25 protein-coding genes are annotated in these 19,738 nt (G+C 51.1%); all 25 read right to left on the minus strand.

Annotation, left to right across the window (positions count from 1 at the left end):
- Positions 1-765: 765 nt before the first annotated feature.
- Positions 766-2,856: a phage tail-collar fiber domain-containing protein gene (locus tag ACHHV8_RS33450; protein ID WP_395163795.1), complete on the minus strand. Its 2,091-nt coding sequence runs from the start codon at positions 2,854-2,856 to the stop codon at positions 766-768.
- A complete protein-coding gene (locus ACHHV8_RS33455; RefSeq protein ID WP_395163796.1) occupies positions 2,857-3,420 on the minus strand; it encodes a phage tail protein I in 564 nt (187 codons plus the stop codon). It abuts the gene before it with no gap.
- Positions 3,413-4,357, minus strand: coding sequence for a baseplate assembly protein (locus ACHHV8_RS33460; RefSeq protein WP_395163797.1), 945 nt, complete (start codon positions 4,355-4,357; stop codon positions 3,413-3,415). Before ACHHV8_RS33460 ends, ACHHV8_RS33455 begins: the two co-directional genes overlap by 8 nt.
- A 167-nt stretch (positions 4,358-4,524) precedes the next feature.
- Complete coding sequence (locus tag ACHHV8_RS33465) at positions 4,525-4,842, minus strand: GPW/gp25 family protein (protein WP_395163798.1); 318 nt, start codon at positions 4,840-4,842, stop codon at positions 4,525-4,527.
- A 12-nt stretch (positions 4,843-4,854) separates the two neighbouring features.
- Positions 4,855-5,253 (minus strand): phage tail protein, encoded by a 399-nt coding sequence (locus tag ACHHV8_RS33470; RefSeq protein WP_395163799.1) that lies wholly within the window; start codon positions 5,251-5,253, stop codon positions 4,855-4,857.
- Entirely contained in the window at positions 5,254-5,676 is a 423-nt protein-coding gene (locus tag ACHHV8_RS33475; protein WP_395163800.1) for a phage baseplate assembly protein V, read from the minus strand.
- Positions 5,676-6,161: a phage late control D family protein gene (locus tag ACHHV8_RS33480; RefSeq protein WP_395163801.1), complete on the minus strand. Its 486-nt coding sequence runs from the start codon at positions 6,159-6,161 to the stop codon at positions 5,676-5,678. The genes ACHHV8_RS33475 and ACHHV8_RS33480 overlap by 1 nt, the downstream gene beginning before the upstream one ends.
- On the minus strand, positions 6,127-6,693 hold the full coding sequence (locus ACHHV8_RS33485; protein ID WP_395163802.1) for a phage late control D family protein: 567 nt from the start codon (positions 6,691-6,693) through the stop codon (positions 6,127-6,129). Before ACHHV8_RS33485 ends, ACHHV8_RS33480 begins: the two co-directional genes overlap by 35 nt.
- The gene (locus ACHHV8_RS33490; protein ID WP_395163803.1) at positions 6,690-6,905 is read right to left on the minus strand and encodes a tail protein X; all 216 of its coding nucleotides are present in this window, start codon (positions 6,903-6,905) and stop codon (positions 6,690-6,692) included. Before ACHHV8_RS33490 ends, ACHHV8_RS33485 begins: the two co-directional genes overlap by 4 nt.
- Positions 6,895-9,135: a phage tail tape measure protein gene (locus ACHHV8_RS33495; RefSeq protein WP_395163804.1), complete on the minus strand. Its 2,241-nt coding sequence runs from the start codon at positions 9,133-9,135 to the stop codon at positions 6,895-6,897. The genes ACHHV8_RS33490 and ACHHV8_RS33495 overlap by 11 nt, the downstream gene beginning before the upstream one ends.
- The gene (locus tag ACHHV8_RS33500) at positions 9,116-9,490 is read right to left on the minus strand and encodes a hypothetical protein (RefSeq protein ID WP_395163805.1); all 375 of its coding nucleotides are present in this window, start codon (positions 9,488-9,490) and stop codon (positions 9,116-9,118) included. Before ACHHV8_RS33500 ends, ACHHV8_RS33495 begins: the two co-directional genes overlap by 20 nt.
- 155 nt (positions 9,491-9,645) lie before the next feature.
- Positions 9,646-9,975, minus strand: a complete 330-nt coding sequence (locus tag ACHHV8_RS33505) for a phage tail assembly protein (RefSeq protein WP_395163806.1) — start codon at positions 9,973-9,975, stop codon at positions 9,646-9,648.
- 19 nt (positions 9,976-9,994) lie between these two features.
- On the minus strand, positions 9,995-10,513 hold the full coding sequence (locus ACHHV8_RS33510) for a phage major tail tube protein (protein WP_395163807.1): 519 nt from the start codon (positions 10,511-10,513) through the stop codon (positions 9,995-9,997).
- 15 nt (positions 10,514-10,528) lie between these two features.
- Entirely contained in the window at positions 10,529-11,977 is a 1,449-nt protein-coding gene (locus tag ACHHV8_RS33515; protein ID WP_395163808.1) for a phage tail sheath family protein, read from the minus strand.
- Complete coding sequence (locus ACHHV8_RS33520) at positions 11,977-12,444, minus strand: hypothetical protein (protein WP_395163809.1); 468 nt, start codon at positions 12,442-12,444, stop codon at positions 11,977-11,979. Before ACHHV8_RS33520 ends, ACHHV8_RS33515 begins: the two co-directional genes overlap by 1 nt.
- A complete protein-coding gene (locus tag ACHHV8_RS33525; RefSeq protein WP_395163810.1) occupies positions 12,441-13,004 on the minus strand; it encodes a phage tail protein in 564 nt (187 codons plus the stop codon). Before ACHHV8_RS33525 ends, ACHHV8_RS33520 begins: the two co-directional genes overlap by 4 nt.
- Complete coding sequence (locus ACHHV8_RS33530; RefSeq protein WP_395163811.1) at positions 13,001-13,321, minus strand: hypothetical protein; 321 nt, start codon at positions 13,319-13,321, stop codon at positions 13,001-13,003. Before ACHHV8_RS33530 ends, ACHHV8_RS33525 begins: the two co-directional genes overlap by 4 nt.
- The gene (locus tag ACHHV8_RS33535; protein ID WP_395163812.1) at positions 13,308-13,610 is read right to left on the minus strand and encodes a hypothetical protein; all 303 of its coding nucleotides are present in this window, start codon (positions 13,608-13,610) and stop codon (positions 13,308-13,310) included. The genes ACHHV8_RS33530 and ACHHV8_RS33535 overlap by 14 nt, the downstream gene beginning before the upstream one ends.
- 415 nt (positions 13,611-14,025) lie before the next feature.
- Positions 14,026-15,324 carry an IS110 family RNA-guided transposase gene (locus tag ACHHV8_RS33540; protein WP_395158340.1) on the minus strand — a complete coding sequence of 433 codons (1,299 nt, stop codon included), beginning with the start codon at positions 15,322-15,324 and terminating at the stop codon, positions 14,026-14,028.
- A gap of 119 nt (positions 15,325-15,443) precedes the next feature.
- Positions 15,444-16,490 (minus strand): major capsid protein, encoded by a 1,047-nt coding sequence (locus ACHHV8_RS33545; RefSeq protein ID WP_395163813.1) that lies wholly within the window; start codon positions 16,488-16,490, stop codon positions 15,444-15,446.
- Positions 16,491-16,505: 15 nt separating this feature from the next.
- Positions 16,506-16,874, minus strand: a complete 369-nt coding sequence (locus tag ACHHV8_RS33550) for a head decoration protein (protein WP_395163814.1) — start codon at positions 16,872-16,874, stop codon at positions 16,506-16,508.
- 3 nt (positions 16,875-16,877) lie between these two features.
- The gene (locus tag ACHHV8_RS33555; RefSeq protein WP_395164300.1) at positions 16,878-17,681 is read right to left on the minus strand and encodes a Clp protease ClpP; all 804 of its coding nucleotides are present in this window, start codon (positions 17,679-17,681) and stop codon (positions 16,878-16,880) included.
- Positions 17,629-17,973 (minus strand): ATP-dependent Clp protease proteolytic subunit, encoded by a 345-nt coding sequence (locus tag ACHHV8_RS33560; RefSeq protein ID WP_395163815.1) that lies wholly within the window; start codon positions 17,971-17,973, stop codon positions 17,629-17,631. Before ACHHV8_RS33560 ends, ACHHV8_RS33555 begins: the two co-directional genes overlap by 53 nt.
- Complete coding sequence (locus tag ACHHV8_RS33565; protein WP_395163816.1) at positions 17,927-19,498, minus strand: phage portal protein; 1,572 nt, start codon at positions 19,496-19,498, stop codon at positions 17,927-17,929. Before ACHHV8_RS33565 ends, ACHHV8_RS33560 begins: the two co-directional genes overlap by 47 nt.
- Positions 19,498-19,719, minus strand: a complete 222-nt coding sequence (locus ACHHV8_RS33570; RefSeq protein ID WP_395163817.1) for a DUF6148 family protein — start codon at positions 19,717-19,719, stop codon at positions 19,498-19,500. The genes ACHHV8_RS33565 and ACHHV8_RS33570 overlap by 1 nt, the downstream gene beginning before the upstream one ends.
- Positions 19,720-19,738: the final 19 nt, after the last annotated feature.

Raw genomic sequence — 19,738 nt, forward strand, 5'->3', positions numbered from 1 at the left:
GGTCGCAGCGGTAGGTAGGTGACAGTGTAGGCGGCTGCCGGGTCGTAGTCTACTGCTGGTATTCCGGCCCGCTGCAAGCCTCCATCGACATTTATGGGCGAGTCTATAGTCCATTTCTTATCAAGCATGTCGTTTCTGTAGATAGAAAATAGACGTCTGTTCCGGTACCTTAACGGGGCCTGGGAATTTGCAAAATAAAAAAGATTCCCCGTGTTAAGAACGGGCGCTGGTGCCTTTTCCCTTACAACCATGCCCGCGCCTACTTCCAACTGGTTCAGCCCCTCATGCAGCGTAATACCGCCTTCTACAGGGATTACTTCGGTTGTCGATGTTGCTAGCTGGTAAATGAGTTTGGAAGGCGTAAATAATCTGCCTCCGCTGTCAGCCGTAGCCAAGGCAGCAGGCAGGGCATTAGTGCCCGAAGTATCGGCGGGCAGCACAGACCCGGCCGCAACGGCTGTAAGTTTGACCCAATTTTTATTCCCTGTCCCATTGTAAACAGAAGTCTTTGGGTCGCTACCATCCAAGTACATTCTCCACCCATTAAAACACGCCTGGAGTTCGGCCTGCGTGGGCAGATAATCAGGTCCCCAGCCGCTTTCCGTGTTTGCGATTTGTATGAATAGCGTGTTATTCGTTAGTGTTTGTTGGTCTGCGGCATTGTGTCCTAGCGCGAACCGGTTTTCAAGAATCTTCCCGTCATACTTTACTACAGTACCCGCATAGGGAATTGGCGTTGAAAACGGCTGGGAAACTCGAATCATTTTAGTTCCTGAAATTGTTTGGTTCGTCGGACCTTGCAACCCAACCCAAGGTACCATCCAGCACCAGTTCTCCAAACCGGGAATTTTTATAGTATTGACCGTCGCGGTACGTGATTTCGTCGTACACGCTGCGGTCAATGTTCGAGTGCAATTTTGTCGGGAATACCAGGCAATCGTCTTCATTTGGTTTATGCGGCAGGGCTGTGCTTCCCAAATTAAGCATAGGCTTAATGTAAGTAAATACGCCTGCTGTGGTGTTATCTGGCGCTGGATTGTCTGAACTTGAATTTGTGGCGTTCAGGATAACGGAAAACTCTGCGGCTGTTGTAGTAAATGTCAGACTTTGACCCGCAGGCACTACAAGTTTACGCGTGTTATTATAATCAGCATCCTTTATGGCTAGCCGATAGTAACCCGAAGTGCCCCCGCTGCTAAAGGTATAAGTCGTATTGGGCAACAACATAATAGTCGGAGAAAATGCCTGCGATTCCGTTGTATTGCCTGTGGACGTAATCTTTATTGTGTATCCGTCAATTACTTCATAAACAGCCCCAAGATTCGACATTCCCCAGTTTTCAAAAAAATTTGGTATCTGGTTTTCCCCACACTTAATAACGTACGGCGTATTGATCGGCTTAACATCATCGACGTACTGGTACTTGGCTGCGACTTGCGCCGGGTTCATGCCGTCCAGGGCGGCGTACTCTACTGTGCTGACCTCATATGGGCGTACGGAATCTACGTAAGCATAGGTGCCTACCGCGCCCCCTACGTCAATTTCGACGACATGCGACGCAGCGGTAGCTGTGAACTTAATAAATGCAGGAGTAAATTTAGTGGCATCCGTAATGTCTGGGGTTTGTGCTGACCCTTGGATTCTGCCCCATATTTTCGTGGCATTGCCATTTTTGAAGTCAAACACAACAACATAGGTCTTACCTACAATGGTGTTTATAGTGTAAGTAATAGCGCCGTAAGTACCGGAGGCTACCATAATCTTTAGCCCTTGTTTACCACTGGTAAAATTAGTGGTGTCAATCGTGGTAGATGATTGAAATAGCCCCCAGCCTGTAGGACTTGATTCAAAACCTCCAGCCCGCCCCAGCAGGTTTACCCGCGTCTGACCCTTGATGCTTACAACGTTGTACGGGGCTACGCGGGGTGACGTTATGACCTGCTGCCCGCTGACCAGGCTTACCGACGTAGGAGGCGATTGCTTAATTACTTTGTCGCCCAACTCCGCAAGAGCTGCCTCCGGATCGGTCCCTGAGTAATAATCTGCTGAATCCACAAGCGAGATATTACCTGCAGCAATCTTTGGCCCGTTCCCATTTGTGCCATCATGTGTATGCCCTCCGCCAGCGGCAGCCCCTAAAAACTTATTGAAAATCTGCTTAATGGTCATTGCGGGAGAAATCGACCAATTGGATTCGCCTGTTATGTTTTTCAACCTGTTGCCGATGAATGACAATAGATTAGTCAGTGTATTGGGTCCAGTGTTTGGGGTCGCAGTATCATCAATGGTACGGTTTCCTAAAATCGTATCGGTTACGGCGGCATTGGCAAGGCCGGTTGAAGAAATTTTAGGACCGTTACCAGGAGTCCCGTCGTGCGTGTGACTCTCTAGCTCCAATTTTGTCGCCAATACAAGCGACTGATCAATCGTTGCTGTGACATTGGCCGCATTCCCGACAATGACAATCGCATCGATGTGCTTTTCGAGTAGATCCGCCGCGCCGCCTGCGGGAATATACTCCGCATTGTTCCCAGCATTGCCGTAGCAGTAGAGAACTTCTCCTGCATCGGGATCTTGTGCAAATACCCCGATTTCGCGAAAATAAAAGCCACTGCTCATGTCCTGATTATTTAGCACCGCGCCGATCGTCGCTTTGTTGTCGGCAAGCGGCTTGAGTTTCGTAATAGATAGGCTTTTTCGTTCATTAATAAGTGCATTCAAATCGGAAATGGATTGGCCGCCTAGACTACCGTCACCGATCGCAATTCGAGTGTAATGCAACTGCACACCGGCCTGTGCTTTCACCTGCAGAGCACGGCCGCGGCTCGTTAATATCAATCCGCCAAAAGCGCCCATTTATACCACCTGCTTTATCGTCATAAATTCGCCTACATGCAATGCACCGCCGTAATACACATTCATTTCATCGGCCATAGATAACAGGATACCATCCAGCCAAGAACGCGTGTTTTTCACGGAATTGAGGGCTTTTAAAAAGTCGCTCGCCTGTTCATTCGTAGCCGATGAATTGGTTGTAATAACACGAAACGTGTACGGCTCCCCTTCAAATTCATACCATTCCTCAACACGGCCATCTCCGAAAATGGTTGTAATCAGCTCTTCCACGGCTGACGGCGTCCCTTTCCGGCGGTGCCAGGCATAGCTATTTTTAATTAGATTCCGCTTGGTCTCCAAAGGAAGCGAAGCGTCATAAAAATCCACGTGAAAATCCCATGCAAGCTCGTCCACTTCATCCGCTTCAAGCGTATCCAGGCGAGAGAAAAAGTCCAGCTTTTGAATCTGCTCATTGAGCTGCTGCAGCTCGTTATTAATCGCTTGAACTGCTGCTCGGACGGTCGGATCGTTCTGTAGGTTTGGCGGAACGATTTTGAGTAGATCCAAGGAATCCAGATCAATCATCTTCGAGCCCTCCATACGTCATCTGTACATTTTCTGCGATAGCTACTTCCTGACCATCGATAACTTGGTGTAAGGGGCCGGTAATGTCCACCCGGCGAGCCCCGGCCTGCATCACGCGCCGTGTCAATTCCGATGGGTTAATGCTTCGCCCCAACTTGGATTTTTGCCATGTTACAAACCCGGTGACAGCCTCGCCAATAGCCGCTTGAATCCGCGGGACATCGGCAGCATCTGAAGCATCAATCCAGTAGGTCGCTTCCAAATCATACGGCACTACATTCGGTGCAGAAACAATGACTTGATCCGTCAGCGGCCGAACCTTTCTGTCGTTGCAAACAGAAGCAACGGCGTCCAATATATCTTGGCTCGGGACTTCGCCTCCCTCCATAAGCGGTATGATCTGCACAACCCCTTGAGCTGGCGAAAATACTGCGACATCAACAATAGCCGTGCTTACCGTTTTCGCCCAATGACGATAAGCCCCATCCGGCCCAGCCACTGAGAATGATTCGGGTGCTTCATGCAGCCGTTGCCGGTATGATTCGTCATCCTCCACATCAGTTCCGCCCGAGCTTGCGGTAATATTGAACGCTTGAGAAACAAAAGCGATGGGGTCCACAATTTGTGTAATTTGGCCCGGCAAAAAACCGTTCCCGATGGTGCCCGGTGTCATGCAGAGCGCCTCAATGTCTATGGATTGTTCCCCAGCCGGTACCTCTTGGTAACTTGTTGTCTGAAAATAGATTTTATTTACACTCAGCCGGGTGCCCTGCGGAATCGGAACGGGGCTTTGCTGTGCAGCCGAAAGTACGAAGCGAATGGTTGTTCGCGCCGCTGCGGCCTGCAGCCGGGCTGTCTCCGAAAACGCGCCGATATGGTCCAACACCTCGCTGCTCGCATAGCGAAGCAAACGCTGCTTTGCTGTCTGATCGATCAATACTCGCTGCTGGACAATGATGGTTGCAATGGACAATAAAAAAAGCCGTACCGGGTCGCCTGGGTACAGCGTTCTTCCGGAAACAGCTTCGTATAAAGTCGCCATTTGCTCGACCGTTTTCGAAACATCGGCATCCGTGAATGAAATTTCCGGCAAATCAAGAAGGCTCACAGAATCACCCCGCTTGCCAACCGATAACGAACGGTTGGGATGATTTGGCCGCTTTCTATATCACGCTGGTAAGTAATTTTGACCACTTCGATCCGGGTTTCGTACTGCCGAAGAGCACGGATGATGCGGTTTGTCAGTTTGGATTCGGCAACCGGGTAAGGTTCATCGACTGGCGGATCGATGCCGAACGATCGATCCAGCGGTACGCTGTTTTTCAAAGTGGTGATGATGGTCCGGATGTTTTGGTCGATGGCCTCCAGCCCGGTTGCCCCGAAATCGATTTCTTTTACTCTCCCGGTGACTTGGTATTCCATGTATGATTCACCTCATAATCCAATCATGTATTCTTCGAGCTCGATGCTGGCCGTCGCGATGAGCACGTTCCCGTTGGTGTCAATGTGGTCCCAGCTTTGTTCTAAGGATGTGATGGCCCACAGGCCCTCTCCTAATGATTTGCCTCCGATGGTTAAATCAGCAACTTCCCCATTTCGGTTCATTACGAGCAGCTTCTCCATTTCATCCCGCGGTTTGACCCCGTAGCTTACATCAAACCGCATTTTAAAGCTGATCGTGTCCAAATCCGGACCGAGAAACTGACTTTTTGGCTTTCTCAGCAAGATTTCATGCTTGGCCCATCGCGCCGAGCTCTTACGGCTGAAATCTTCGAACGTTCTCAATGTCTCCGCTGTAGCGATAAATACCACATCCCCGAAAGCGCCAATCATTTAACCGCCTCCCTCCGTCACGCGGCCTGTGACCTGCAGGTCGCCCTCGATAATCACTTTGCTGTTCGCCTTCAGGTGCAGCTCGCCGCTGGTCGCATCGTAAAAGACATGGCTTCCGTCCGGGAACCATACTCCCTGTTGGTGGATGGCGGACGGCGGTGGCGGATTGGCATCGGTGTAGAACGCCCCCAGGCAAAAACCAGCGCTGGCGTCATCACTTAAAAAGAGGCATAAAACCCGCTCGCCGACTGCCGGCAGCGAAAAGTATTTTCCATTTACTGTTTGGGCGAACAGGACCGGCAGCTCCGACGATACACTGTCATTGTCCTCAAATTTCACCCGGACCAGGGCCTTTTCAGCCACGATGGAGGATACCATCCCGATCCGGACCCGATTATTTCGCTGTGGCTGGCCTGAAAACATCAGTACCCCTCCAAAACTTTGCGTATTTCGATGCTGGTCTGATAACCGCTGCTGATACTGTGCTTGGCCGACGTGATGATGTACTTCCCGTCGAAATTTTTCCATCCGGTAATTAAAATCGTGACGCCCGTAACCATCTGGACGTTCCCGTCCAACTCTATGCTTGCTTTGGCCGCCTCTTTGTTTTTCTCCCGGAGCCGTTTCTTCGCAAGCCGCTGCGCCTCAGCGATGGAGGCAACTTGTTCATTAATCTCCAGCAAGGGGCCGTCTTCTGGTGCTGATGGGGCCTGGTATGTGGCTTGAATGAGTCCCTTTTTCGGGTCGTTATACCGGACGCGGCAGGCTACATAGGCACTGTCAGCGGAATGCTCTGAAAATGAGTACGAAATCACTTCGCTTGTGCCGCGGACTATCTCTGCAACCGGATCCTTTTGCTCGTAGACGGCTTCATCAAAAAGAACGAGCTGACTGTCCGTCAATTTCATGGCCACACCCTCTTTCTCCGCCAGGTCCGTGCAGAAAAGCCAAATCCGATTGATCAGACTGTTCCGCGCGGTCATATGGCGGCGGGTTTTCCACATCAAACAGCAATGTAAACCCGGCATTGGATGCGATGTCCGATGCAATCCGTTTTAATGAGACATTTTCCCACACCTTGGATTTTTTCTCGAATCGCACCCTGGAATCAAAAGGCAGAGATACCGCCTTGATTTGCAGCACATCCGGTGGGCCTTGGATGCTGTATCCGTCAATTTCAAAGGACCCACAGTACAAGGTTTCTTCTTCGCCGATGTCGTTCCAGTTGGTCGTGATGATCGCTGCCTTCAAGGTATCCCCCTTTCGGGCCATCCAGTCCCCCTGCCACAGCTGGGAACGGTCTTCGATGGTGATTTGCAAATCATCCACCTTGCCGGTTCCGTTGTCGCTGTAGCTTAAATCAAGCAAATAGCCGGAAATTTCAGTGGAAACATCGGTGTCTTCGTATAAAAGCTGAACCGCTGCACGACGTCCGTTCATAACGAACCACTCCGTTTCCATGGGGGTAGATTAACGGCCGTTGTCGCCGGTATTGTAGGTAGGTCAAGGACGGTATTGGCCGAGAACACAACGGTTTGCAGCAGGTGAGGGTTCGCCTGCATCAGCAAGGGGGTATGCTGCTCACTGCCCAGCAATTTCAGGGAAATCATGTCCCAGGTATCCCCTTGCACAGTCGTATATTTAAGTGCCATAGCTTAACCGCACCTCGTTTTGAGCAATGGATTTCAATTGTTCCAAAAGTCCATCATTTCCGCGTCGAACTCCACGGGCAACCTGTCCTTCGATATCTCCGGATCCGCCTTGAACAATGATCGTAGGCGAGTGCGTGATGTAGATCGGGGCGGCGGTGCCTCCCGAATTCCCCTGTGCATTTCCCATGGTGCCGAGCATGCGTCCTGCAGACTCCCATAAACCGCGTGAACGCTCCGAATTATTGATCGGGACAATTACCTCTTTGTCGCCGCCCTCCCCGATCCAGGCCAATTCCGGGCTGCTAACGATGCCGCCATCGGCATAACCGCCGATTTTGGGGATTTCCGATATACTAAACCCGAAATTCTTGCCGCCGATACCCGGTACCCAATCCGGAACGTCGAAACTCAAGCCGTTTATACCGCGAATCGCCGCGTTCATCGCATCGATAGCGATATTGATAGGCAGAGCCAATACGGCGCCAAGCGCGCTGAAAATGCCGCTGAAGACATCTTTGACTCCGCCCCATGCTTGGCCCCAGTTCCCTGTAAATACGCCTGTGATAAAGTCCAGCAGCCCGCCGAGCGTCGTTAACAACCCGGAAATGATCCCTTGTACCGCCGTTACCGCATTCATCACGACGGATTGAATGATCGGGAAGGCGACGGTGAATCCGGTAATGATGTTATCGATCACTGGCTGAATGAACCCCCATACAGCGGTAAAGGCTTGTCCCAGCTTATCAGCCACCATGATAATTTTGGGTAGAATGGCCGTTATAGCGCCTGAAATCGCAGGAATCAGGTTATTTGCGATAAATCCGACAATATTCGTAAGTACAGGTGCTAATCTGGCGTATAAATAGCTGACCACGGGTACTAACGCTGCTATGATTTTGCTGCTTACTGCATAGAACGTACTACTGATATTGAGTACTAAAGGTACGACTTCTCGGATTGCGTTGCCGATGCCTCCTATGAGTGCGGAATAGAATGGCTGCAACGTGACGAAATTATGCCGGATAAAGTTGATTGCAGAACCGATGGCATCACGAGTCTTCAAGAAACCAGCAGTCAGTTTCGTTGCGAATTGATACGCCCCTTCCTGGCTCACGCCAAGCTTTACCAGCGCGGCTTGCATGCCGGACCAGGCGTTCAGATCGGCCCCGCCTTGAAAGAGACTAAACAAGAACTTGGCTCCAGAAGTGACAACTTCAAGCGAGCTTTGAACCTTAAGCAACGACCGTGTAAAGCCTTGAGCAAAAGCCGTTGCCTGGTCTCCACTGACGCCGAACCCGGTCAATTTATCCACCAATCCGGTCCACGCGCCAAAATTAAAGTCGCCGCCGCTAAAGATACTTTTGGCAACAGCCCAAGCGTCCCCGATAAAAGATAATTTATCGGCTGCCCAGGAGGCGAGCTTCCCCATTTCCCCGAAGGCAGCAGATACGGAGTGCTGAATCACGGGCAAGGCCGCCGTTGTCCAGTCAAACACCTTTTGAAAAAGCGGCATGGCAGTCTTCCCAAGCGGAATGACAAAATTGGTCTGGATTTGCCGGCCCATCATGCTGAGAAACTGACCGGGAGAATTCAATCGGATTTTGTTCATCTGATCCATCGTATTTTTGGTGGCATCAAATTGGCTTTTGGCGGTACCCATCGCAGAGATAACGCCGGCTTCCATGTCCTCGAACTGGGTGCCGAAAAGCTGGACCCCAATCGTATTTCGCTGTACCGGATCTTGAACCGCGGCTATGGCCTTAACGACTGTGTCAAACGAAGCCTTGGCCTCCGGGCCGCCCTTGGCGAAGGTTTGGGCCATTGCGTTGGCATCCATGCCGAGCGCTTGAAATGCTTGGGCTGTGTTTTTAGAACCGTCTTTTGCGCGGATATTGAATTCCTTGACGGCATCCCCGACTTTGTCCAAATTAAAAGCGCCAGCTTCTAAGCCGGCGCCAAAAACATCAAACATTTCGCTTGCGGAAAAACCGAGGGACTTAAAATAAACGCTGTATTCGTTGGCCGAATCAAGCAGTTCGTCTGACTTATTGAGTCCCTGCTGCGCCCCCTGGGTCAAAAGGCTGTAAGCCTGATCTGAGGTGACGCCAAAGTTTTTCATCATTGTATCGGCGGTTTTTACCGATTCCGTCACATCAAAATCAAAGGTGTCCCGCATGATGAGCGCATTTTGGGTGACGCGTTCGAGCTCGTCACCCTGCAGCTTCGTCACGGTTCGTGCCGTTGAAATTGCCCCTGCGAGGCTCGTCCCAGTTTTCGCCGAAGTTTTGGCCGTAGAGGTGTTCGGCAATTTTGCTGACATCCCCCATTTGCTCTGCTGTCGCACCGGTGGACATCTGTACTTTATTCATGGCTTTCTGGTAATCATTCGTCGCGGCCAATGCGCCGGCGCCGAGTGCAGCGATCCCCGCCGTCACTGCACCGGCAGCCAATGTTGCCGTCTTTGCAATCGAGCCGATCTTTCCGACCGTTCCCTCCACGACTTTTGCTGCGCCTGAAAATGTTTTTGTAAACCCTGCGCCCAGCTGCGCCGCCAGCTTAAAGGCAATTTCATACTCCTTAGCCAACGCGGATCACTTCGCTTTCATTTCTTTAATATCTACAATCCATTGATATAGTTCTCTGATCGGCATATTCAGCCAGTAATGAACAGGGCTGTGGGTCTGAAGGGAAAGAGAAACCGCTACTTTTCGAAGCAGCGATTCTCTTTTCGTCTCCAGCCCTAACCGAGCAAAAAATTTTGTACACGGATAGTGATTTTTGAAAAGTCCCTCGCCGGCAGCGATTTGATCAGCTCAAAAGGAACTTTAGCCGCCCGAGCTGCGACCATAGCAAGATAAAGCTTGGAAATTTCGAGGACAGGTGTCGGGTTGCCCTTATTGTGTATCGTCAGCTGCCGTTCGGCAGCAAGCAGGTCATCACTTGTGAGGCTTTCCAGATCCAGATCGAGCTCTGTCACGGTATCTCCTTCAAAAACAAGGCTGCGGCTCAGTTTAAAAACCGGGTCTTCCCCGGCTTCATAGATGGCTACATTATCATCGTTCATTTCCATGCTTTATGTTCTCCCCTCTCTACATTCCTAAATTTTCACGAACGGCTGCAAGGTAATCGGTGCCGTCGATGATGCAGATATAATTAAACTTGTCGACCTCGACCACTGTCTTATTGTCGATCACGATTTTGACGTAGGTTACCTCAAACTCGTTTGAGCTGTCCGTTGTTGCGCCGATATCAAATTTGCCGATATCATACTTTTTGGGAATGGCCCGCACAGACACCTTCACGCCTACACTTTTATATCCGCCGGCCCCGGCGTCATAGACTTGCATCGACCCGCGGAAATCGAGTGCGTGAGAAACCGGTGCTGCCAGCTTTACAGCTGCCGGATCCACAGCACGCCAATTTAACGTGGCGGTCATCGATCCGAAATGGCCGATAGTAGGAGAGTCTACTTCACCGGCGATACCAGCCCCTTTCACGGTTTCGGTTAAGTATTCCAGGCTGGGAAGCTGAACGTCAGCAGTTCCGAGAAAATCGGAACCGTTTAAATAAACAGAATACGAGGTGAGTTTTTCAAGAACCTGTTTCAAGCGTTACCCCTCCTTCTAGGCGGTCAATGCCGCGAGATACTGTGCGTCATACTCCAGCAAAAAATCAAACTCTTGGGCTGGTGACGGCGGCGTCACGAATAAATGAAACTGCAGCTTGCCATCCATCATATCCGTCGTTGAATTTTCTTCCTTCAAAAACTCCACCCGGCCGCCAAGGATGTAGCCCACCGCCTGCAGGCCGTTCAGCCAAATGTTAATTCCATCCGTCACGCTTTCAATCAAGCGTTTATTCGCCGGATTATCGAGCTTTTGCCAGTAGGTTAAGATGACTGCGTTGGAAATCCAGTCGAACATCCGGCGAATCGGTATAAACGCGTTGATCGGGTCGGTTACACCCGGATAAGCTGCCGTGCGGTTCCCCCATGCCTTCCATCCGCCCACGAAATTAAGAGCAGTCACGATCCCGTTGGCGTTCAAATAATTGGCTTCCTCCGGGCCAAGGTAAAGGTCACTTTCTGCAGAAAGCAGTGCGCCATTGATTTGCAAGGTGCGATTTGAAGGGGAAGCGACCGGCACGCCGCCGTTGGTCTGATCCGTCTGGCAGATGACCCCAGCAAGCTGCGTGGAAAGGTGGAACAGCTTATCTTCGAGCCGCACCTTTGGATAACAAAGGATTTGCCGTTCCGAAACGATGTTGTTCTCCGTCTTCCACTCAGGGGCCAAGGTGTAATTTGTGACCGTGTCCGTCGGAATGTCCAGCAAAGCCAAGCATTTAAAATGCTCGTTAATACTTGATGCCTTTGTCAGCATCGCAGCTGCTACCAAAGGATCATGGCTGAAGCCAGGCGCCAAAAGAAGGCCCGGAACAAGCCCGAAGCGTGGGAAGACTTGCTGCAGCAGCTCCAACCCACTTCGTTTTCCGGTCGTTCCATCAATACCGCCGATGACATCGGCCGATTGAACCGCGGATGGATCCAGCTTGGCATATCCGATCTTCAATGCGGCATCGGCTGCTGGAATGGCGCCCGTTGATTTTCTTGTGACTACGACATACCCGTTTTTATCAAATTCAGCGATAAAATCGGTATCCCGCACATAAGTCGTTGTGTCGTCATCGGATTTCACTGTGAGGGTATCGAGCAAAATGCCCTCCACTTCCAACGTGACGGCATCGTCAACCAGCGCAGCAGCCGCCGGAACGACAACAGATTTGTGCTCTTCCGGATCCAGCACATTCACAAAAATAACTGGGGCCTGACCGAATAACTGGAAGTGCGAGTACATAAATTCGCACAACGTGAAGTCTTCCCAGTTGTCACTGTACCCGAAGACCTCGACGGCTTCCTTATAGCTGTTACAAAGAACCGGCTCATTAACCGGTGCTGTCGCCCGAGCGGTCAAATGAACCGGGGCGGTACCGAATACGACCGGGTTCGTCCCGGCTGTTGTCGTTGACAGGACCGAAGTGGGAATATCTTTCGTGTAAATACCGTGTTTGTCCACTATATAAACTCCTCTCTATTGGCGGCATCCTCTTCCAAGATGGTTGGTATCATCCAAGTGGTATCCGCCTCGCCGATCCATTCAGGATACGGCTGGTCTTCGAACAGTTTCCACTTGTAAGGCAGCTCCAACCGGTACCGGTTATCGACCACGCGGTCTTTTAGCAAGCTTTGCCGCACCTTTTCCATCAAATTGAGCACATCCACAAAGCCGTTGTCATCCCGTGAAAAGATCCCGAAGAGCAGCTTTATCCGGACAATGCTTTCATCCTGGTCTTGTCCATCCAAAATCCGCACGATGATATATGGGAAATCGCTGACGTTTTCGCTGCCACTCTGCTGCTGCGGCAAGTACCCGGCATGCACATGTGGAGCACAAACGCCGCTTTTAGGTACATTCAGCATAAAATGTTCTGTGATATGCCGCAGTTTATCGCATAAAGCACGCTGCAAAAGAACAGCCGTCATGCTTTTGAACTCCTTTCCATGACACGTTTAATTTCATGGTCAAGCCGCTGGTTCAGCCGCTGCGCCGCTTCCTTTTGCAAATGCGTAATGACTTCAGGCCGGTTGAGCATAACCGGCATCGCTGGTCCATATAGCTGCTGGATCGGCAGCCGGCGGCGGCCCGCCCGTTTAAACACGCCAACATGTGAGCCCACCTGCGTCACAAATCCGCCCTTCACCACTTTTGCATTCCCTTTTAAGACAGCGGATCGAACGGACTTCGGCTGCTTCGCCGGCGGCTTGCCTGGCGTCGTCTTGAATTTGATAAGGGGAATATTTCTTCCGCTTGAAGTCACTTCCGCTCGGAGTTCTTTGGCGCTGGCCCGGTGGCTTAGTCGCACGAGCGGACGAATGTCGGTGGCTTTCACGGAATACATTTCCCGGACCTTTTTGACCGCTTCGGTCTTGACACCCTGCGCGGTACGGTTCAGCGCGGACGCAAACACTCGCGGAACGGCGCTGCCGATCAGGCGGATGCGGCGGCCGGCAATCGTCAGTTCAGCTGTATCAACTTGAATCATCCTGAATTCTCCTCAAGAACAATAAAGAGCAGGCCAGCATCAAGGGAAACCGAAATCACGGTGTACCATTCATCGTCTAGGTTGAACTGACTGCCGTCATTCGGTATAAACCCGAGCGCTTCGTGGGCTACATATACATGTTTTTGCAATAATGAAACACCCTCGGCATAATCCAGAGGGTGTTTCTTTAACGTGATGGAGTCCACCTGTGCGATAACTTCCCTGTCCATTATCAGATGGGTTTCCGAAAATTCATTCGGATTCAAAAATGTGGACAAGTCCGCCGCGATGATGTCCTTAAAATTAGGAACCGTCATGACTTCCAGCCTGCTCCTCCAGAAATTCTGTATATTGCGCGAGACGTTCAGCGGCGTTTGAACCTGGTGTCATCCCATTCGCTTCGAGTACATCCTTTTGTTCTGGGGCACTCAATTTCGCGAACGCTTCCCCAGTTAGCGGAAAGTTTTCTTCGATATGGTCCACGAATTCGGCATACCCTTGATCAACAAGACCTTTTTCCTCTGCAGGAGAAAGGCCCGTGATAACGACCCCGGCCTCATACACGGTTCCGTTATGCTCTACTTTCCATTGGCTCACGATCGACATATGTCATCACTCCTACTATAAAGTAATGTTTTCTCCTGGTTTCTCACGAATTCTCAATATTTCAACTTTGACAGCTTGAGCGATAATAGTGGAGAATGCGGCCTGTGCAACTGATTGAAGTCAGAGCGTAGGCGGGAATAGAGCTTAGGATATCAGATTCCAAAACTGTGGATTATTCGGTATGATCGCACAGTTGGATATCCACATTCACCCTCGAGGTTTACCCTCCCATGTCACGCTGGGTCTATGCCCTCACATTCCTTCGTTCTACCTCTCAAGGGGTGGATGCCGATTCTTGCTCCTTTACGGGGTCGTTGCCCTTATGGAATATTGTTCGTCGGCTTCTCCGGTGCTTCCGTTGTCATAGTTGTTCACTTGTGAATAATGCGAGATTCCAGGTATTTGCTTTCTTGCTCTAAGCAGCCTCTTGCTGTATCTGGTAGCTCCTAACGGGCCCCATAACGTCAATTGCGTTGTACTCTCTTTGCTTTGTCCCCAGCGTGTGCAGAACTCGAATGAGTTTGCCACACAAGGCGATGAGGGACTGCTTTTTCTTGAGTGGATTTTGGCTTCGCGTTGTATAGTGCTTGTGAAGCGACTTAAAAGCCTCATTCTTAGCCACCATTGGCATCACCGCGCGGTACAAGAGCGCTCGCAGGCGTGATCGTCCTCGCTTGCTAATTCCCGTCTTGCCCTTGCGTTTACCCGAGCTGTTCTCTTTGAGGTTTAGCCCGGCGAGTCGAATAATTTGTTGACCGTGATCGTAGTTGTTTAGATCCCCAACCTCAGCTAGAAATCCAGCCACGGTAATCGCTCCAACTCCCGGTACGGTCAGCATTTGTATTACTCCAGGAATGTTCTCCAGGATCCGCATGACTTGCCCCATAATGGATTCCAGTTGATCGTTAAACAGGTCGAACTGCCCGAGCAGCGTATGAAGTTCCATTCGAGCCGCGACGGCGCCTTCTACCAGTCCGATAGACGCAACAGCGACAGCGTATAGCTTTTCTGCACGCTTGATCCCCACGCCACGCTTCACGTCCGTCTTCCAGTGAGCCAGGACGTCTCTGGCCCCCTTGGCGACGATGTCTGCCGGCAACGGAAATGCCCTCATCGTCATGAGCGAAGCTTTGCCGTCCCAATCCTTAAAGACACCGATGTACTCCGGAAAAAACCTGTCAAACCAGTTGCCGATGCGACCTTTCACTTGCGTCAAGCTGGCCGACACCTTCTCCCGCAGGTTCATCAGGATTCGTAAATCTGCGTATTCTTTTGTAGGCAATTTCGGCTCCGAGTACTTCCCGTTCCGAATGAGATCCGCAATGACTTTGGCATCTTTATAGTCGCTTTTCGTCTGCGAGTTGTCCTCAAGTTCTTTCGTCTTGCTGACATGATGCGGATTGACGACAACGACCTGAATGCCTTGTTCCTGCAGAAATGCTGCGAGCGGGAACCAATAGTGTCCGGTTGGCTCAATTCCAAACACAATATCAGTCTTGCCATGTGTTTGTCCGAGCTCCTTCATCCACGTCGCCAGTTTTGTCAACCCTCCCTGATCGTTGTGGAACACGCAATCCTTGCCCAGTTCAATTCCACGAAAATCTACTGCACGCGCTACATGAATCTTCTTGGCAATGTCCGCACCGACAACCAGCGTCGAATCGGTAATTCGTGTAATCCGTTGATTCTGTTTCTGTTTTAGCTTATGCTTCATAGTAGGTGCCTCTTTTCGTATGTGGGTTTTGTTCTTTTGGTCGAGAACAACGATTCCCAGTATACAAGAGGCGCTTTTTTCGTTCAAAGCTCAAATTACTTCATTACAGGAATGGCTCCTTATTGCACCTTGCAGACATACCAGCTGTCCACTTCATGCGGAACCGGCAGCGGTCGGCTGTTTAATTGGGCAAATCGCGCGGCAGGATCCTTCTGCATCCAAGAATCCGGAATCCGTGGTCCTTCATAGGTCACGAAATTCTCTCCTTGAGCCAAGGTAATCGCTCCATAACACATGCTTGATTGCGCACGGGTCGATCCGATCATGACCGTGCCGTTTGGAACCATCGGCTTTTCGACCGGATTTTCCGGATCGGTTTCATCGTCCAGATACCATTCATCATAGCTGTACAAATCCATGCCAGTTGTGACGACCGTGCCAATATAGGTAGCGCCGTTAGGCAACTGTTTCGGATCGATCTTGCCGATGTTCATGCCGCGATTGTCGAAGAGCTTTTGTACAATCGGATTATTACGGAAGTTAGGAACAACGTCCGAAGCAAGGATGGCGATATCCGGCGTTAATCCCGATTTCTGAATGACCGTAAGGCGTAGGTTTTCAAGTCTTCTAATGGGGTCGCTGCTCGGATCATCCCATTTTTCGGTTCCTGTTAAAACGAGGTTGTTGGTAAAGTCATAATCAAGTGTTTGTTCGACGCCTTCGCCGATCATGTCGACCTTACCCGTGAAGAGCACTTGTGCAGCCATCCACTCTTCCCGGCGTGTAATGGTATCGTCCAATGTGGCCAGGTCTTGAGCCAGCAGTTCAACAGCCCGTTCATCCGGCGATTTTCCGGAATACAGATTCTCGCCGGCAAGCCTTGTGTTTAAATCACCCACAGTAAGAACCGTTTTGGGTTTAATCAAAGCCGGTTTATAGGATTTTGTTGTAAATCCTTGGCGTGCCAACACCTGTCCTGGAAGGCGAGGGGAAACAAACGGTGCCATTTTACGGCGTCCCTTGTAATAGTCGACGTCCACGGATTCCGTGACAAAGGTATTGTTTTTACTAAAAAACGTACTGCGTAAAAAGGTTTTCGCCGGCAGCATCAAACTAACGGCTTTGAGCAAGGTGCGCGGTTCATACAAGCTGATATCTTTTCCCATGGATCCAGTCTCCTTTTAGGCTTTAATGTTGCGGACATACAGTCCGATGTTTCGCATGGATTGCTTGTGCGTATCCAGTGTATCGGTACCGCCAAAAACTAAAGCAGCTCCGTTGAGCTCGGCTTTCAGATAAACCACGCCCGGCGCGTCTGCAGCCGTTGCGTCAATATTATCCGCCAGCACGCCGTACACATTTTCGGTGCCGTCCGTTTTTGTCGAGTCGACCAACGAACCTTTATCATCTGCCGTGGCCAGCCCGATCACGGACCCGGCGACATAAGCACGGCCGGCTTTGAGCGTTACGGCTGTTGTCACGACCGGCTCACTGCCGACAACCAAATTGGCATAGCTCATTGAATAGGTGGAAATAAGTTGTTCCGGCATGGTTTACACGCTCCCCCGTATATTGTTGAAAGCATCTGCAATCGACTTGGCTGTATTGTTCAGCTTTTCTTCTAATGTGGCTTTTCCATCTTCTGCTGCGATAGTTACAACCATGTTGATCCCGGAATTGTTGGCATCCTGCTGCATATTGTTTCCGGCAGCCGCACGCTTCTGCTTCTCTGCTTTAATGATCGCAACAGCGGTGTCGGATACGCTCGCGCCGGTCGCTTTGGCATTGGCAATAAGTTCTGTATTGCCTGGCGCATGCAGCTCATCGAGCGCCTGCATCCGAGTACGTTCGGCGGTCACGCCTTCGGCCACTGCCGCGGTATAAATGTCCGGGAATTGATTTTTCAAATCTTCCAAATTCAAGATCGTTACACCTCCATGAGTACTTGCATTTTGGGGACTTACGGTTCGAACTGCGGGCCTTTGCCGCTGGTTATTCGGCTCCGGCAGCTTCGGTACATTAAGAAATCGGGAAAAGTCCATATGAACCCCGTTCACGCTGGCGACGGCGCCGCGCATATAGGCGGTGACTGCCGTGCTTTCTTCAATTTCATCTGCGAAACCGAAATCGACGGCTTCCTCTGCAGACAGCCAGGTTTCAACATCCAGCATTTGAATGAGTTCTTCGGAGGATAGTCCTGTTCGATCGGCATAGACCGAAACGAGGGAGTCCCGAATTTTATCGAGGAAGTCCGCCGCCTCCCGGAAGTCCTTGGCCTCACCGCCATAAATTGAAGTCATCGGGTTATGAATCATCATCATCGCGCCCTTGGCCATCACGATTTTGTCGCCAGCCATCGCAATAATAGAAGCAATCGACGCGGCGTATCCGTCCACATCGAACCGTGATGTCCGCCTTGTGATTTTTCAAGATCGAGCGGATGGCCAGTCCTTCGAAGACACTGCCGCCCGCGCTGTTCATGCGAACGGTAATTTGCTCCAGGTCATCCCCCAGCGCTTTCAAGTCAGCGGAAAACTGCCGGGCCGAAATGGAATCGCTCCACCAACTGTTCCCGATGTCTCCGTAAATCGTAATTTCAGCGCTATTCTTCGTCATCTGTTTTAGATTCCAAAATTTTTGAACTGTCATTTTTGTTTTCACCTCCTTCCATGGTTAAGCCGTCAGCTTTACGCATCCGTTCTTCCCGGACACGCTGCCGGTGATTCATCTCAAAATCGCCGCCCGTAAGCTCCGCTGTTTCACGTTCACGGGTACTGAAGCCTTCATCGACCCGCATTTTGGCTGCCGTTGCTTCTTTCAGTGGATCCAGCTGCCCTGCGGATGGGCCATGCCATTCGGCTTTGGTATAGGCCCTTCGGATTAATGGGTCGTCAAAAAAGCCGGGCGCCGGGATTCGTCCCTTTGCGACGGCTTCAGCAAACCATTCTTCATAAATCGGCTGACAAAAATCGGAGGCGAGCCACGATCGGCGCATCCGAAACATCTTCCATGCTTCCAATAACGCCCCACGGCTTGCAGAATAGGACGCTGTGAAGTGTTTGACGAGTAATTCAAGGGGTATTTCCAGCGCGGCACCCACCTGCCTTAGAACGGCTGTGACAAAGCCGTCAAACGCGGTATTCGGTCGGCCCGGATTCGCAAAGGTGGGTTTCTCGCCGGGTGCCAGCCCGATAATAGACCCATTTCCCAGCTCATAACTGTTTACATCGTCATCGTCGATGCGGTACTCATCCCCGATACTTTGCCCGAGGGGACTCTCCGGTGACTCGCTTTCGATAAAGACCGTGAACATGCCGGATACAACGGCTGCCATCAGTTCAGCTTCGGTATATCGCCCCAGTTGCTTCAGTGACTCAATGACCGGCGCCAGGATCGGCACGCCTCGGCGCTGCTCGGGCCGCTCGGATTCCATCAAGTGAAGCACATTTCGTCGCCCTGTTCGGGCGCCGAAGGCTTCCACACGAGCCCAGTCTTTGCGCTTTTCCATTTTTCCAAGTGGATGCTGGTTCACAAACCAATAGGCGACCACCTCGCCATTACTGTCGACCTCGACTCCGCCCTTAATGTCTTTGCCCTGTTTGTTGTCCGGATCCGCACACCGATCCGCTTCAAGCAAACGTATTCTCGTGCTGTAAATGGAGCCCACACGCGGAAAGATCGGCAAAAGCGCGAAGCAATCGCCGCTCATTAATTGAGAGAGGCAGGCCAACTGCTGCAGTTCGTACAAATTATTTTGTCTTGCCGCGTCACATTCCACAGATTCAGCCCAGTAGTTGAACTCTCGTTCGATGACACGCTTTAAATCCTGGACTTCGTCATCAGATAACCCTAGAAAATCCCCGTCAATCGCTGGCTTTAGCCGTAATCCGGTACCCACGATGTTCGTTCGGGCCGTTTTGATCCCGCCGGTGGCAAGCGCGGCGCCGCCCATATACAGATCACGGGAGCGCTGCCGCAGTGTATCCAGGTTGTCAATGATGTCCTCATTCGGGGAACCGCCGCCGAAGAGCCAGCCAAGCAAGGATTTTTTTGTCCGGCTGGCCCCGTGATGGGAATACCCCGAGTTCATAATGTCAAGTTGCTTCCGGGATACCTGCCGTTTCAGTGCAAGTCGAGGAGCGACATATCCGATCAGCTTGTCCAAACGGTTCATCAGTCGCGCGGAACCACGCGCATGACGCGAGCACCGCGGCGATTATAAGACAATTTATTGACCTCATTACGCCAAAATGTGATTTGCTGACGGATCTCTGTAATGTTTGCCCGAACGAGCTCCCGCGGACCGATTTTATATGATTGTCCGGTGGATACGGCCAGTTCGGCAGCAAGCCAAGCCTCCAAGTGCTGTTTTGCAGTCTCCAAAGTCCATGACATAATTCCTTTCACCTCCTTT

The sequence above is a fragment of the Paenibacillus sp. TAB_01 genome (assembly GCF_043945595.1).
GTDB lineage: Bacteria > Bacillota > Bacilli > Paenibacillales > NBRC-103111 > Paenibacillus_S.